The organism is Fluoribacter dumoffii NY 23 (genome assembly GCF_000236165.1).
Classification (GTDB): domain Bacteria; phylum Pseudomonadota; class Gammaproteobacteria; order Legionellales; family Legionellaceae; genus Legionella; species Legionella dumoffii.
This window is the reverse complement of record NZ_CM001373.1, coordinates 803,904-818,016: the sequence shown is the minus strand read 5'-3', so window position 1 is coordinate 818,016 and position 14,113 is coordinate 803,904. Positions and strand designations below refer to the sequence as shown.

The window sequence follows — 14,113 nt, the reverse complement described above, 5'->3', positions numbered from 1 at the left end:
CCCCTTCCGGCATATAGCCTGGATGCACATGCTCCCGCTATATGATTCAAGCTACAGCAAGGTTGCTACCTGCTCAAAACTTCGCCGATGAATCATGCAAGGACCAAGTCGATTTAAAGCTTCCCGATGCGCAACTGTCGAATATCCTTTATGTTCTGCAAAACCGTATCCGGGGTAAATCGCATCAAGTGCCCTCATTTCTGCATCCCTGAAAACTTTTGCAAGAATTGAAGCGGCACTAATTTCAGGAATCAAATCATCTCCTTGAACAATTGCCTGACAGGGAATATTCAATTTGGGTAAATGTAAACCATCCACCAGGACTTGGTCAGGCTTGATTGATAAAGCCTCAACTGCTCGTTTCATCGCCAACAAAGTGGCATGATGGATATTCAAGGTATCGATTTCTTCAACCTCTGCCCTGCCAAAAGCATAAGCTATTGCCTGTTCTTTGATTTGAGCAGATAAAATTTCGCGTTTTTTTGGGGTTAACTTTTTTGAGTCTGCAAGACCCTCAATTGGCGATTTTAAAATAACTGCTGCAGTAATCACAGCACCTGCCAACGGACCACGTCCTACTTCATCTACTCCGGCAATAATCATGATAATGTCTCTTTATTAAAATCAGTATAGTCATGGGCTTTAATGTTGGCTAATAATACTCTTTTAAAATTGATTTATCATCCAGAAAATGCGATCATTCGCACAAAAAATTAGCATATAAAGATAATGAGTAAAATTCGTTGCGCAGTAATTGGTGTAGGGTATTTAGGAAGATTTCATGCTCAAAAATATAAACTTCTTCCAAATGCAGAGTTAATTGGGGTCTGCGATCTCAATCAGAAGGCATTGGAAGGTGTATCCCAAGAGTTGGGGGTTCCCGGTTATAGTGATTTTCGTGAGCTTTTTGGAAAGGTAGATGCAGTAAGTATTGCAGCTACTACCAACAAACATTTCGATATTGCAAAGGCTTTTTTAGAGCAAGGAATTCATGTATTAATAGAAAAACCAATCACAGAAACTATAACTCAGGCAGAAGAATTAATTCAGCTCGCCCGGGAGAACCAGGTAAAATTACAAGTAGGACACCTTGAACGTTTTAATTCTGCACGCCTGGCTCTAGATGAATACCTGGATAATCCTTTATTTATTCAATCAGAACGCCTTGCCCCTTTTAATCCTCGCGGTGCAGATGTGAATGTGATCCTTGATATTATGATCCATGACATCGATTTAATCCAAAACATCGTAAAGTGCCCAATTGCCTCAATTCAGGCCCAGGGAACTCCAGTAATTACTGATGCAATCGACATTGCCAATGTCCATATTACCTTTACCAATCAATGTGTTGCCAACCTCACAGCAAGTCGGGTAAGCTTTAAAACAGAAAGGAAGACGCGAATATTTCAACCCAATTCATATCTTTCAATTGATTACCAAAACAAGAAGTTTGCGGTATTTAAAAAAGGAAATGGCGAACTGTTTCCCGGTATCCCTGATATCATTCGTGACGAAAAAGAATTTGAAAAAGGAGATGCTTTATTTGAAGAAATAAAGTCATTTATCAAATGCATTGAAGAAAACAGCACGCCCCTGGTTAGCGGAGAGGATGGACGTCTCGCCCTCGAAACCGCCGAAACCATAACGAAACTGATTCAGAATAACTTAATTGAACGTCATGCAAAAATCTAAACATGTTGTCATTATTGCCGGGGAAGAGTCAGGTGATGTTCATGCCTCAGTTTTAATTCGTCAATTAAAAACCACCTATCCTGATATAGAGATTAGTGGGATTGGCGGCCAACATATGCAAGCAGCCGGAGCCCAGATAATATCGGATTTGGCCCGCTTTGGTGTAACGGGTCTTACAGCCGTTATCCGCCACCTCAATGTTATTCGCAAAGCATTTTTAGCGGTTAAAAAACATTTAAATCAAAACAAACCGGATTTACTTATTTTGGTTGATTACCCAGGCTTTAATTTACGGCTTGCCAAATATGCAAAGCAAAAATTAGGGATTAAAATCCTTTATTACATAAGTCCTCAAATTTGGGCCTGGAAAGCAAATCGCATTCATCTAATAAAAAAATGCGTTGACCAAATGGCAGTTATTCTACCCTTCGAAAAGCCTCTATACGAAAAAGCTCAGGTTCCAGTGAATTTTGTGGGGCATCCTCTAGTAGAAAAAATTACCACCGTAGAGACGAGCCAATCCCAACGTGCAGCACTGGGGCTTCCTCAGGAAGCAAATATTTTTGCTCTTCTTCCGGGAAGCCGTAGCAATGAAATCAAATACCATATGCCTATCCTGCGTGATACTGCGCACATCTTGCAGCAGCGCTACCCCAATGTGCATTTTGTAATTCCTATTGCAGATACAATCAATCCTGACACCATTAAAAATTATTTTTCTAGTGTCAACGTGCCTGTAAGCTTTGTACAGGGAAAAGCGATCAACTGTATGGCTGCTGCAGATTTTATCATAGTTGCTTCTGGTACCGCCTCTCTGGAGTGTGCTTTACTGGAAAAACCCATGTGCATTATTTATAAATCTTCTTTTCTTTCCTACATATTGGCAATGCGATTTATTAAAGTAAAGTTTTTTGGCCTTTGTAATCTTTTGGCCAATAAAATGATCGTTCCGGAATTTTTGCAATATGATTGCAATGCCCATGAATTAACCCGCTACATTGATTATTTTTATACTGATCCTGATCAACCCCAAAAAATGATTTCACAATTGACCCGGATAAAAAAGTCATTGTCTTCAGAAAAATCCGATCGCTCATTATTTAGTCTGGTGGTGAATGAATTGCTCGAAAAAAATGCATAGTTTTCTCTTAAAAATATAGAATATCAATTATCCTTCATGTACAATTAATTTTGCTTTCATTTTAAATGTTAGCAATTGGAATGTGTGATTTAATTAATAATAAGGAAGTTAAGATGACTGTCATTGAAACACCTGATACTACTCAAAGCATGACTAAACAGGACCAAGGTCTACAAGATTTAGTCTACAATTTAGTCACTCGTTTTCTTGCTGAAAACAAAAATAAAAACATTGATGATCTTTACGATATGATATTATCTGAAGTTGAGCCACCTTTACTGCAAGCAGTAATGGAAAAACGCCGTGGCAATCAACTTCAAGCTGCTAAAATGCTGGGTATCAGCCGTGGCACCATTAGGAAAAAACTCCAAAGATATTTTGGAACCAAATATTTTCGTTTAACTGACGAATAATATTTAATTCGGAAAGCATGGGCAGTAAACAATTTGATAGATAGTCAAAATGGCGTAGGTTCTAGAATCAACGATGCAACATACATGAAGTATGTGAATCTCGAAAATTAAATGCTATTTTGGTTAATACTTGAATTGGAAACACCCTACTTCTGTTTAAAGGCTCGAATATCGGGCCTTTTTTTTGCCACTCTTTTCCATAGAATAGCTCCCAAGGAATTTGTAATGAAAAAAATAAGATATCTAACTCCTCTAATAGGCCTGTTGCTCGTCTCCTGTGTCACTGATAAACCTGATGTCATTGCCGATGATGCAGGTAACTTACATTATACAACGCCCTATCAGGATGATACGCGCGGACGCAATGTATTTCCTATGAAGCAAGACGTTCATGGGAAAAAACTTTTTATTTTTGACCCCAAAGCTTATGCATGGGCTGCGTATGATGCCCAGGGAAACAGGGTCATGACTGGCAGCGCTTCGGGTGGGATGGATTATTGTCAGGATATTCACGAATCGTGCAGAACGGTTACCGGAACATACCACGTATTTAATAAAAAAGGGGCAGACTGTAAATCTAACGAATATCCAATTGCTCGTGATGGGCATGTAGTTGGTGGCGCCAAAATGCCTTATTGCATGCATTTCCACGATGGTTATGCGATTCATGCGGCTTATGAAGTACCCAAGTACAATAGCAGCCATGGCTGTATTCGTGTTTTACCTGGGGCAGCAAAATGGCTAAATGAGCATTTTATTGATGTAGGAACCACTGTATTGGTACTTCCATACTCCTAATCGAGGGTACTTAAACTTACATTTTAAAAAGTCCCTTTCAGGATCGTTTTTGTACTAAAAGATACAGGGGTGTAACCAGGAAAATTTAAGAGAAAGAGCCAATGAAACCTGGCTGCAAGCAGCCAGGTTTAAAGAGATCTAATTTACACTGCAGATGAAACGAGAAGCTTATTGACGCGATTTACAAAATCAGCTGGATTATCCAATTGACCGCCTTCAGCTAAAACTGCTTGTTCAAACAACATAGTTACCCATAAGTTAAACAAGTCATCATCTTGAATATCATGCAAGCGTTTAATTAAAGCATGATCCGGATTTATTTCAAAAACAGGCTTGCTCACAGGGACTTGCTGGCCTGCTGCTTGCAGAATACGTTGCATTTCCAATCCCATATCCTGCTCATCAGCGACAACACATGCAGGTGAATCAGTAAGTCTATTTGTTACCAATACATCTTTAACCCGGATATCCAAAACTTTTTTAATGTGTTTCAACAAAGGTTCAAGTGTTTTTTCCTGTTCCTTGATTTGCTCAGAAGACTCCTCATCCAATTCTACTTTACCCTTGGAAATAGATTGGAGCTTCTTGCCTGCATATTCACTCAAATAACTAACTAACCACTCATCAACTTTGTCACTGAGTAACAATACCTCTATTCCTTTTTTCTTGAAAATTTCTAAATGAGGACTATTTTTAGCTGCATTATAACTAGATGCTGTAATGTAATAAATTTTATCTTGCCCTTCTTTCATGCGGCTGATGTACTCATCTAAAGTAGCTTCTTGTTTCTCCGAATCAGTCGCTGTCGTAGCAAACCGCAGTAATTTTGCAATTGCCTCTTTATTTGTGAAATCTTCAATTGGACCTTCTTTTAAAACGAGACCAAATTCATTCCAGAATTTCTGATAAGTTTCTTTATCTTGGGTGCTCATTTTTTCAAGCATGGATAAAACCCGCTTTGTACAGGCTGCACGAATGCTCTCCACTTGCTTGTTGTCTTGTAAAATTTCCCGTGACACATTAAGCGGCAAATCACTTGCATCAACAATACCTTTTACAAAACGTAAATAACGAGGTAAAAACTGGGTCGCATCATCCATAATAAAAACACGTTTCACATAAAGTTTTAAGCCGTGTTTCACTTCCTGTTGCCATAAATCGAACGGTGCATGAGCCGGTATATAAAGTAATGATATATAATCATTTTTACCTTCAACATGATTATGTGACCAAATAAGGGGATCCTGAAAATCATGAGAAATATGTTTGTAGAGCTGGGTGTACTCTTCATCACTAATCTCTGATTTTTGCATCGTCCATAAAGCAGTTGCCTTATTCACTGTTTCATAGTCGTTGGATTCTTTGTCATCCTGAGACATTTTCTTCATTACAATAGGCCAGCAAATATGATCGGAATATTTGCTGACAATACTTCTGAGACGCCAATTACTAAGAAATTCATCATTATCATCTTTGATGTGCAAAGTAATTTCAGTCCCGCGGCTCGGTTTATTTTCAAAGCCAATAGTAAATTCACCTTCACCATTAGATTCCCAAACAATCCCTTCTTCAGGCTTCATTCCGGCACGTCGACTTTTGACAGTTACTTTATCAGCAACAATAAATGCTGAGTAAAAGCCCACACCAAATTGGCCAATTAGTTGGGAGTCTTTGGCGTTTTCACCCGTTAAATGGCTCATAAATTCTTTAGTACCTGATTTGGCAATTGTTCCCAGATTTTCAACAGCCTCATCTCTGCTTAACCCGATGCCATTATCTTTAATGGTTATGGTTTTTAATTTCTCATTGACATCAATAGTAATCTTTAAGTCAGAATCATTTTCATAAAGTTCGCTGTTGGATAACGCCAAGAATCTCAATTTGTCTAAGGCATCGGAAGCATTGGAAATTAACTCACGTAGAAATATTTCCTTGTTGCTATAAAGCGAATGCACTACCAAATGCAACATTTGCTTTACTTCGGTTTGGAAGCCCATAGTTTGTTGCTTATTCGACATTTACCAAATCTCCTATTCGTATTTTTGATTATGTTTGTCATATAGGGTTTGCCTTAGCGAATTTCAAGGGGAGAATGAAGGAAATTATGATTTAATCTATTGATAGCTAAATCCTGGCATTGTTAAGGTACCCCCGGAATGAATAATTAGGGCATTGCCCTTCAATTGGTGCGTATTGATGTATTTCCTTGCTTCATAGAACAGTTTTGCAGCATATATGGGATCGGCCAGGATGCCTTCTTCCCTGGCCATACGTTTGACTTCATTTTTAATAGTTTGGTTCACAGAACCAAAAGCTCTTGCTGTGGTTGGATAGAGGCAAATAAAATTTTGTGGAATAAATCCAAGCCATTGCGTTAATTTGTTACGGAATATAAGCTCGTTCTCAGCGAGTAGGACCACGTAAACTTGCGCCCGATGATTTAACTGAGTCAACCCCTTGATAAGAGCAGAGGCAGAAAACCCCGTACCTGAATCGATAAAAATATGTTGAAACGAAAATCCTAGAGTCTGTTCATTTATCATGATGTCATTAGCAAGAGATATCGCGCCGCTCATAGCCTCGGGAACACTCGCCCCTTCCTGTAAAACAAACCCGGGTTCTTTTAAAGTCAGCAGATGGGTGTGGGCCAATTCATTTACGTTTTGCCATTGATCCCGGCTAACCCATACAATTTCATGCTCTTCAAGAAATAAACGACTCAATTTATAATTTCCTTGTAACTCCAATTTCCAGGGTTCAATTAAAAAAGCGGTCACTTTCAATTGAAACTCACGAGCCAATTGCAAGGCGGCTAGCAAATTATTCGATTGTGGTCCGGCAATAATAATCAGGTGTTGAATTCCCTGCTCTATCAAATAAGGAAAAAGACTCGCATATTTACGTAATTTTGAACCGCTAATGCCGCATCCTAATTCATCGTCTCGTTTAACGAAACAATTCACCCCGGCATCCGGGAAATGGTTTAAGCGATGTACACGACTGGATAAATTCCACATAAAATATAACTACAATTGCATCTACTTTGGACAATACATGTTGACGCTAACGGCTATCTCTTACAAAATCAACGTGAGTTTCAGTTGAGGTTGACTCTTGGAATTCATAGCCTAATTCTTTAAATTGCTTCAGATTTTTTACATCATCAATTTGATTTTGCATGAGAAATTTAGCCATTGTTCCACGTGCTTTTTTAGCATGGATACCAACCATTTTTAATTGCTCATTTTTCTTCTCATAAAAATTGATGGTAATGACCGGATATTTTAAATTTTTTTCGTTAACTACTTTAAAGTATTCCGTAGAAGCAAGATTAACTAATATTGGATTTTTCTGGACTGCCAATTGTTCGTTAAGTGATTGAGTCACTATTTCTTGCCAAAAATCATACAAGTTTTTGCCAGAAGGATTTTCCAGGCGGACGCCCATCTCAAGCCTGTAAGGTTGGATGTAATCAAGGGGTTTCAGTAAACCATAAAGCCCTGATAATATCCGTAGGTGATTTTGAGAATAATCTACCGTCTTTTGATCCCAGTTTGCAGCGTTCAAACCCTGGTACACATCCCCTTGAAATAAAAATAAAGCCGGATAGGAATGCGAAGATCCTTTTTTATTTAAATCAAAAGTTTGATAACGGTGATAATTTAATTCAGCAAGATCTTTGGATAAATCCATCAGTGAAGCTATATCGTTAACTGATTTTGTTTTCATCAGCTTCGCAAGAATATTGGCCTGATCGACTAATAATGGTTGAGATGGAGTTCTGGTATAGGGCTTGGTAATTTCCAATAATTTTTTAGCTGGCGATAATACAATTAACATTATTATTTTCCCCTGAAAACTTAATGCGGTTTAGTACCAGGAACCATACCTACCCGGGGTCTAAAAACATAAATAGTTATAGGCTCACTTGTTTCGAGAACATTTTCATCTGCATCCACAATTTGTACCGCAAAGGTATGCGATCCCCGATACATTCCATTTACTTCAAATAGAGGATTTGTTTGGGGCTTTCCCAGAGGAGCGTTATCATAGATTAATTGCAATTGATCCCCTGGAAATAATTCAGGTTCTACTTCTACAGAGATTTCTACAAAACCCTGATTATTACGGATTGTAGCCCCTGGTTTAGGCTGAGCAATCTCAATTTTCGTATAAGTATGCTTTAACTTTACTGGTTGCTCATCCTCCTCTTTGGGTGTAGAAGTAGATGATGGATTTGGTGATGAATAGCTTTGTTCCTCGGGAATAGTTATGATTTCCGCCCCCTCATGAGGAGTATCGCTGAAATGAACATTTCCCTGACTATCAGTCCACTTGTAAATTTGCGCATAAGAAATGCAGATGCACATCATCAATGATAGTGAAACCAAAAATTTATTCATCACCATTTATCCCTAAAGGCTATAATATAACTCAAACTCGTAAGGGTGAGTCAGGCTCCTGATTTTACTGATTTCTTCTTCTTTCATGCTGATGTAGTTATTGATGAAATCCTGGCTGAATACATCCCCTTGTAACAGGAAGTCATGATCCATCTTCAGGTGCTCCATGGATTGCTCCAGTGAGGCACATACTGTAGGTACATCAACAAGCTCTTCTGGTGGTAAATCATAAAGATCTTTATCCATTGCATGACCTGGATGTATTTTTCTTTGAATGCCATCCAAACCGGCCATCATCATGGCAGCGAAGGCCAAGTAGGGGTTTGCTGTGGGGTCAGGGAATCGTACCTCAATACGTCGCGCCTTGGGATTATTTACATGAGGAATACGAATTGCAGCCGAACGATTTCTTGCTGAGTAAGCCAACAGTACTGGAGCCTCAAATCCAGGTACTAACCGCTTGTAACTATTGGTTGAAGGGTTAGTGAATGCATTTAAAGCACGCGCATGCTTGATGATTCCACCTATATAATAAAGGGCGGTTTCTGAAAGACCGGCGTATTGATCCCCAGAAAATAAATTCACACCATCTTTAATTAAGGATTGATGGCAATGCATTCCACTTCCATTGTCACCAACCAGGGGTTTAGGCATGAAAGTAGCTGTTTTGCCATAATTATGTGCTACGTTATGAACGATGTATTTTAAAATCTGCATCTCATCGGCTTTTTTGGTCAATGTATTAAAGCGGGTAGCAATTTCACATTGGTTTGCCGTGGCCACTTCATGATGGTGTGCCTCAACTACAATTCCTAATGACTCCAGGGTCAAGCTCATAGCAGAACGCATATCATGGGAAGAATCCACTGGAGGAACAGGGAAATATCCGCCTTTTACTGGAGGGCGATGTCCAATGTTCCCCCCTTCCAATTCTTTTCCTGAATACCATTGCGCTTCTTCAGAATCGATTTTATAAAAAGCACCGCCAATACTTGTTTCCCACTGCACGCTGTCAAAAACAAAAAATTCTGGCTCAGGTCCAAAAAGAGCAGTATCTGCAATACCTGTAGATTGTAAATAAGCTTCAGCACGTAACGCCAGGGATCTGGGACAACGCTCATATCCCATCATGGTTTTTGGGTCAACTACATTGCATCGAATGAATAAAGTATTATCTTGAAAAAACGGATCCAGTTTGGTTGTTTCCAAATCAGGCATTAGAGCCAGATCAGATTGATGTATTTTTTGCCAACCCTTAAAGGAAGATCCATCAATCATTTTTCCATTTTCAATAAAATCATTATCCACAGCTGAAACTGGAATCGTTATATGCTGCTCTTTACCACGAATGTCGGTAAAACGCAGATCAATTAATTTGGCATCATGTTCCTTAATCGCCTCAAGTACTGTATTTTTGCTCATTATTGCTCTCCAGGATAGTCTGGTTGTATAGTGTACCTTAAGTGACTTATTAAACCCAATAGATTAAACTACATGTTTTCACATAAACCATAAAAATTATGGGTGCTTATCAATATCAGGCGCTGCAAAAAAATGGCAATGCAACCAAAGGTGTATTGGAAGCAGATTCTGAACGCCAGGCCCGTCAACTTTTGCGTGATCAGGGTTTAATTCCAACTCAAATTCGCGTGCTCACCCAGCAACGATCAGGTAATCATGCCAAAAGTAAAATTTCTGCAGCAGATCTCGCCCTGTTCACACGACAATTGGCCACATTACTTGCAGCAGGCATTCCAGTTGAAGAATCTTTACGGGGAGTCAGTGAGCAAACTGAAAAAGATAAAGTAAGGGAATTGATTATTGGGGTGCGGGCAAAAGTTCTCGAAGGCTATGGGTTAGCGCAAGCCATGGGACAATTTCCCTATGCATTCCCTGAATTATATCGGGCCACAGTAGGTTCGGGAGAACAAACGGGACACCTTGATGTGGTATTGGAGAAATTGGCAGATTATACAGAGAACCAACAGCAAACCCGACAAAAAGTTCAGCAGGCATTGATTTACCCCCTCATCATGATCCTTGTTTCAATTGCCATCATTAGCTTTTTGCTGAGTTTTGTTGTTCCCAAAATTATCGAAGTATTCACCAGTGGAGGCCAAACCCTGCCTGAAATGACGCTTTTACTAATTAATATCAGTCATTTCGTTAAAGATTATGGGCTGTATACCTTGATTGGCCTTATTTTGTTGATTATCAGCTTTCGAAAAAGCCTTGCCAATGAAAAAATTAAATTATTCTGGCATCGCCTGTTATTGAAATTACCCATAATTTCTTACCTGGTCAAAACAATTAATGTTTCACGTTACATCCATACTTTTGGTATACTTTTCGCCGCAGGTGTAAGCGTTTTGGAAACAATGAGGGTAGCAGCAAGCCTGGTAACCAATGTCGTTATGAAACAAACCTTCGACGCAGCTACCATCAAGGTAAGGGAAGGATGTGGTATTAATGAGGCTTTAAAAGACACGGGTTATATTAGTCCTATGGCTATCCACTTAATTGCTAGTGGTGAGAAAAGTGGCCAATTGTCAAATATGATGGAGCGTGCCGCGGTCCACCTCGATAGTGAAGTCAAGCGCTTAATTGATACTTCATTGACCTTGCTGGAGCCCATGGTGATTTTGCTTATGGGTGCAATTGTTTTGTTTATTGTGCTCGCTACTTTATTACCTATTTTCTCAATGGAGCAATTAATTACTTAAAGGGAAAAAACTGTAGTCTGTTGAAACAAAGAATTCCCTGTGTCATCTTATTCAGCCTACGTTTAATTGGAGTTAAAATGAATAGACAAAAAGGTTTCTCATTAATTGAAATCATGGTAGTAGTCGTGATTTTAGGTATTCTGGCCTCTATTGTTGTGCCTAAAATTATGGGTCGTCCAGATGAGGCGCGAAAAGTAAAGGCCAAACAAGATGTGCTTGCAATTCAAAATGCTTTGGATTTATACAAACTTGATAATGGGAATTACCCAACCACCGATCAAGGATTGATGGCGCTGGTTGAAAAACCCTCATCCAATCCGGTACCAAATAATTGGAAACAATATCTTAAATCGTTACCTAAAGATCCCTGGGGCCGGGACTACCTTTATCTAAATCCCGGGCAACACGGTGATGTAGATGTATTTACCTACGGTGCTGAAGGCCAACCTGGCGGTACCGGCATTAATGCCGAAATTGGTAACTGGGATGAGAAAAAATAATCAAGGTTTTACTTTAATTGAAATCTTAATTGTTTTGGTGATTATTGGCATAACCTTTGGTTTTGCCTTAATTGCATTTGGTGATTTTGGAGAAAGCCGGCGCATCCTGTTTTCCGCAGAACAATTGGTAAATACGCTGCGACTAGCACAACAGCAGGCTATTTTAGAAACCAGTACTCTTGGTTTACGTATTGATAATACCAGTTATCAAATTCTCCAACTCAGTAATTCCCAATGGAAACCCCTTTCCGAAAAAGGGGTATTTAAAAGGACTTATTTTCCTCAGGACACACAAATTACCATGAAGACCAGTTATCCCACTTCTACTGGCGCTCCCGCTGTTATTATTTCTGCATCCGGGGGCATGACCCCTTTTGCGATGAATTTTGGCAGCAAGCAGGAGCACAATCTGGTTTTGCTTGTTGGGAAGCGGAATGGGGAATTGCAACTGAATCGGGTACATGCGAAATGAGCGCTCGATATAATAAATCAGGATTTACTCTAATTGAGGTATTATTGGCACTTTCTGTAATCGCGATTGCTTTAACTGCTTTGCTTAAAGCCATATCACAGAATGTAGAAACAACTCGCCGAGTTAAAGAAAAAACAGTGAGTCATTGGGTAGCTATGCAAGGTGTAGCAATGATTCAACTTAATTTATTACAAATTAATCAAAGTCAGGAAACAACCCAGGATACAACCATGCTGAATGAACACTGGTATTGGCGAGCAAAAGTAAGCTCTACTCCCCAAAAAAACATCCAAAAAATAGTTATTTCAGTCAGCACTGAAAAATCAGGTCCCTTTAGAGAGGAGCTGCAAGCATTCCGGTATATCCCATGAATAAAAAAATAATCAATGCGCCTTTTAATGGATTTACCCTGATTGAGATTCTCATTGCACTTGCAGTTTTTGCGATTTTGGCAACAATCACTACCTCCGTCTTGTATAATGCATTCACCACCCGCTCTCGTGTGAATGAACAAAGTGAACGTTTAAGTGAACTTCAACTTGCAATCAGTCTTATCCAACAAGATACCAGTCAAACAGTCGAGCGTCCTATACGCAGTAATGATATGCAATTACTGTCTGCTTTTATAGGACAAACGCATTATGTGGAATTTACCCGTGATGGGGATGTAAACCCGGGCAGTATTGAAAAACGCAGCACGTTAAAACGTGTTGCCTATTCTTGTGAGCAAGGAACTCTAATCCGTAGAACCTGGAATACTCTTGATAGAATCAATCAAAAGGATTATGAAGATAAGATTCTGTTAAATCATATTGCAGAATGTCATTTCGGTTATTTGAATCAAAATTTACAAGTATTACCTGAATGGAGAGAACAAGCCGTAGCGCTAAACCAACGAAGAGAGCCTTTTCCCAAAGCCATACAAGTGAATATGGTTTTACAAGACCAAGGCAAAATAAATTTGCTTTTTATTCTACCAGGCGCACTTTATGTTACGGGCTAAGATCATGAAAGGCAGCGCCCTGCTCACCGCCCTCTTTATTATGACACTGGTTGCCATTGTAGCCACTGCCATGAGTACCAAGGTCCAATTAGATATTTACCGAACAAGACTTATACTCACTCATGACAAGCTCTATTTTGCTTCCCAAGCAGTTACCTTTTGGTCTATGGGCCAATTAGCAGATAAAAAAAATAAATTTACCAAGGCAACGCCTCAAGGTATCGTAGGTCTCTTTCCTTCCAATATGGAACGTATTGACAATAACTTAATCCTTAAAGGCGCACTCTATGATTTACAGGCACAGTACAATCTTAATAACTTACAAAATAAAAAAGCATTGATAGGTTTTATAAACCTCATCGGTACAGCCTTCCCTCAAAATGCCGAGTCCGAAAAAACAAAATTAACCTTGGCGATTAATGATTGGATCTCGCCCTATGATTTGGCGCGAGGTAAAGACAATTATTTATCCTACTATATGAGCCAAAAACCCCCTTACTATCCCAGCCACCAACTGATGAGCAGCAAGTCCGAATTACGTTTGGTCAAAGATGTGAGTTCACCTCTTTATATGGCGCTGGAGCCTTTGATTACTGCATTACCTGAGTCAACGCCAATCAATATTAATACAGCCTCCATTAAAGTATTAAAATCGCTAAGCAGCGCAATGAAGGAAGACCAGCTGAAAGAATTACTTCAAGCGAGAAAGGAAAACGGAATCAAAAATCTGGAAAAAATTGCAGAACTTCTCAAAAAACTTGATATTGCAAACGATCAAATAACATTGGAAAGTACTTACTTTCTGAGTGTAGCGACTGCTGCCAGTGAGAATCTTAATTTCACAGTGTTTACCTTATTGAAACGAAGTAAGGATAAAAATGAAAAGATTTCCGTTAGTGTAATTCGAGAAAGTTTTAACATATTTTGATATCAATGTATCTAACCTGAAAAATCCTTATTGATCAAAG

16 protein-coding genes are annotated in these 14,113 nt (G+C 39.1%); 10 read left to right on the top strand and 6 right to left on the bottom strand.

Annotation, left to right across the window (positions count from 1 at the left end; translation table 11 throughout):
- Positions 1-51 precede the first annotated feature (51 nt).
- Entirely contained in the window at positions 52-603 is a 552-nt protein-coding gene (gene rnhB / locus KYQ_RS03805; protein WP_010653891.1) for a ribonuclease HII, read from the bottom strand.
- Between the two features lie 126 nt (positions 604-729).
- On the opposite strand from rnhB, the gene KYQ_RS03800 reads away from it, so the two are divergent.
- The 4 genes from KYQ_RS03800 to KYQ_RS03785 all read left to right on the top strand — a co-directional run bounded on the left by KYQ_RS03800 (position 730) and on the right by KYQ_RS03785 (position 4,044).
- Positions 730-1,692 (top strand): Gfo/Idh/MocA family protein, encoded by a 963-nt coding sequence (locus KYQ_RS03800; protein ID WP_010653892.1) that lies wholly within the window; start codon positions 730-732, stop codon positions 1,690-1,692.
- A complete protein-coding gene (gene lpxB, locus KYQ_RS03795; RefSeq protein ID WP_010653893.1) occupies positions 1,679-2,833 on the top strand; it encodes a lipid-A-disaccharide synthase in 1,155 nt (384 codons plus the stop codon). Before KYQ_RS03800 ends, lpxB begins: the two co-directional genes overlap by 14 nt.
- A gap of 113 nt (positions 2,834-2,946) precedes the next feature.
- A complete protein-coding gene (locus KYQ_RS03790) occupies positions 2,947-3,246 on the top strand; it encodes a helix-turn-helix domain-containing protein (protein ID WP_010653894.1) in 300 nt (99 codons plus the stop codon).
- Positions 3,247-3,471: 225 nt separating this feature from the next.
- Complete coding sequence (locus KYQ_RS03785; RefSeq protein ID WP_010653895.1) at positions 3,472-4,044, top strand: L,D-transpeptidase; 573 nt, start codon at positions 3,472-3,474, stop codon at positions 4,042-4,044.
- Positions 4,045-4,187: 143 nt separating this feature from the next.
- Here the strand turns inward: KYQ_RS03785 and htpG are convergent, their stop codons facing one another.
- From htpG to glnA, 5 genes are all read right to left on the bottom strand, one after another.
- Positions 4,188-6,062, bottom strand: coding sequence for a molecular chaperone HtpG (gene htpG / locus KYQ_RS03780; RefSeq protein WP_010653896.1), 1,875 nt, complete (start codon positions 6,060-6,062; stop codon positions 4,188-4,190).
- A 96-nt stretch (positions 6,063-6,158) separates the two neighbouring features.
- Positions 6,159-7,061 (bottom strand): pyridoxal-phosphate dependent enzyme, encoded by a 903-nt coding sequence (locus KYQ_RS03775; protein ID WP_010653897.1) that lies wholly within the window; start codon positions 7,059-7,061, stop codon positions 6,159-6,161.
- Positions 7,062-7,107: 46 nt separating this feature from the next.
- Positions 7,108-7,884 (bottom strand): peroxide stress protein YaaA, encoded by a 777-nt coding sequence (gene yaaA / locus KYQ_RS03770; RefSeq protein WP_010653898.1) that lies wholly within the window; start codon positions 7,882-7,884, stop codon positions 7,108-7,110.
- Between the two features lie 20 nt (positions 7,885-7,904).
- Positions 7,905-8,447, bottom strand: coding sequence for a DUF4124 domain-containing protein (locus KYQ_RS03765; protein WP_010653899.1), 543 nt, complete (start codon positions 8,445-8,447; stop codon positions 7,905-7,907).
- Between the two features lie 12 nt (positions 8,448-8,459).
- Positions 8,460-9,869, bottom strand: coding sequence for a type I glutamate--ammonia ligase (gene glnA, locus KYQ_RS03760; RefSeq protein ID WP_010653900.1), 1,410 nt, complete (start codon positions 9,867-9,869; stop codon positions 8,460-8,462).
- A gap of 98 nt (positions 9,870-9,967) precedes the next feature.
- Between glnA and lspF the strand changes: the two genes are divergently transcribed.
- The 6 genes from lspF (at position 9,968) to gspK (ending at position 14,073) form a co-directional block, all read left to right on the top strand.
- Positions 9,968-11,170 carry a GspF family T2SS innner membrane protein variant LspF gene (gene lspF, locus KYQ_RS03755; protein ID WP_010653901.1) on the top strand — a complete coding sequence of 401 codons (1,203 nt, stop codon included), beginning with the start codon at positions 9,968-9,970 and terminating at the stop codon, positions 11,168-11,170.
- Positions 11,171-11,247: 77 nt separating this feature from the next.
- Positions 11,248-11,670, top strand: a complete 423-nt coding sequence (gene lspG / locus KYQ_RS03750; RefSeq protein ID WP_010653902.1) for a GspG family T2SS major pseudopilin variant LspG — start codon at positions 11,248-11,250, stop codon at positions 11,668-11,670.
- Complete coding sequence (gene gspH, locus KYQ_RS03745; RefSeq protein ID WP_010653903.1) at positions 11,657-12,142, top strand: type II secretion system minor pseudopilin GspH; 486 nt, start codon at positions 11,657-11,659, stop codon at positions 12,140-12,142. Before lspG ends, gspH begins: the two co-directional genes overlap by 14 nt.
- Positions 12,139-12,513 (top strand): GspI family T2SS minor pseudopilin variant LspI, encoded by a 375-nt coding sequence (lspI, locus tag KYQ_RS03740; RefSeq protein ID WP_010653904.1) that lies wholly within the window; start codon positions 12,139-12,141, stop codon positions 12,511-12,513. Before gspH ends, lspI begins: the two co-directional genes overlap by 4 nt.
- Positions 12,510-13,145 (top strand): GspJ family T2SS minor pseudopilin variant LspJ, encoded by a 636-nt coding sequence (lspJ, locus tag KYQ_RS03735; RefSeq protein ID WP_010653905.1) that lies wholly within the window; start codon positions 12,510-12,512, stop codon positions 13,143-13,145. Before lspI ends, lspJ begins: the two co-directional genes overlap by 4 nt.
- Positions 13,132-14,073 carry a type II secretion system minor pseudopilin GspK gene (gene gspK / locus KYQ_RS03730; RefSeq protein ID WP_010653906.1) on the top strand — a complete coding sequence of 314 codons (942 nt, stop codon included), beginning with the start codon at positions 13,132-13,134 and terminating at the stop codon, positions 14,071-14,073. The genes lspJ and gspK overlap by 14 nt, the downstream gene beginning before the upstream one ends.
- The last annotated feature ends 40 nt before the right edge of the window (positions 14,074-14,113 follow it).

Coding starts and splice junctions, on each gene's coding strand:
- rnhB (WP_010653891.1), bottom strand. CDS start 603: ATGATTATTGCCGGAGTAGATGAAGTAGGACGTGGTCCGTTGGCAGGT.
- KYQ_RS03800 (WP_010653892.1), top strand. CDS start 730: ATGAGTAAAATTCGTTGCGCAGTAATTGGTGTAGGGTATTTAGGAAGA.
- lpxB (WP_010653893.1), top strand. CDS start 1,679: ATGCAAAAATCTAAACATGTTGTCATTATTGCCGGGGAAGAGTCAGGT.
- KYQ_RS03790 (WP_010653894.1), top strand. CDS start 2,947: ATGACTGTCATTGAAACACCTGATACTACTCAAAGCATGACTAAACAG.
- KYQ_RS03785 (WP_010653895.1), top strand. CDS start 3,472: ATGAAAAAAATAAGATATCTAACTCCTCTAATAGGCCTGTTGCTCGTC.
- htpG (WP_010653896.1), bottom strand. CDS start 6,062: ATGTCGAATAAGCAACAAACTATGGGCTTCCAAACCGAAGTAAAGCAA.
- KYQ_RS03775 (WP_010653897.1), bottom strand. CDS start 7,061: ATGTGGAATTTATCCAGTCGTGTACATCGCTTAAACCATTTCCCGGAT.
- yaaA (WP_010653898.1), bottom strand. CDS start 7,884: ATGTTAATTGTATTATCGCCAGCTAAAAAATTATTGGAAATTACCAAG.
- KYQ_RS03765 (WP_010653899.1), bottom strand. CDS start 8,447: ATGAATAAATTTTTGGTTTCACTATCATTGATGATGTGCATCTGCATT.
- glnA (WP_010653900.1), bottom strand. CDS start 9,869: ATGAGCAAAAATACAGTACTTGAGGCGATTAAGGAACATGATGCCAAA.
- lspF (WP_010653901.1), top strand. CDS start 9,968: ATGGGTGCTTATCAATATCAGGCGCTGCAAAAAAATGGCAATGCAACC.
- lspG (WP_010653902.1), top strand. CDS start 11,248: ATGAATAGACAAAAAGGTTTCTCATTAATTGAAATCATGGTAGTAGTC.
- gspH (WP_010653903.1), top strand. CDS start 11,657: ATGAGAAAAAATAATCAAGGTTTTACTTTAATTGAAATCTTAATTGTT.
- lspI (WP_010653904.1), top strand. CDS start 12,139: ATGAGCGCTCGATATAATAAATCAGGATTTACTCTAATTGAGGTATTA.
- lspJ (WP_010653905.1), top strand. CDS start 12,510: ATGAATAAAAAAATAATCAATGCGCCTTTTAATGGATTTACCCTGATT.
- gspK (WP_010653906.1), top strand. CDS start 13,132: ATGTTACGGGCTAAGATCATGAAAGGCAGCGCCCTGCTCACCGCCCTC.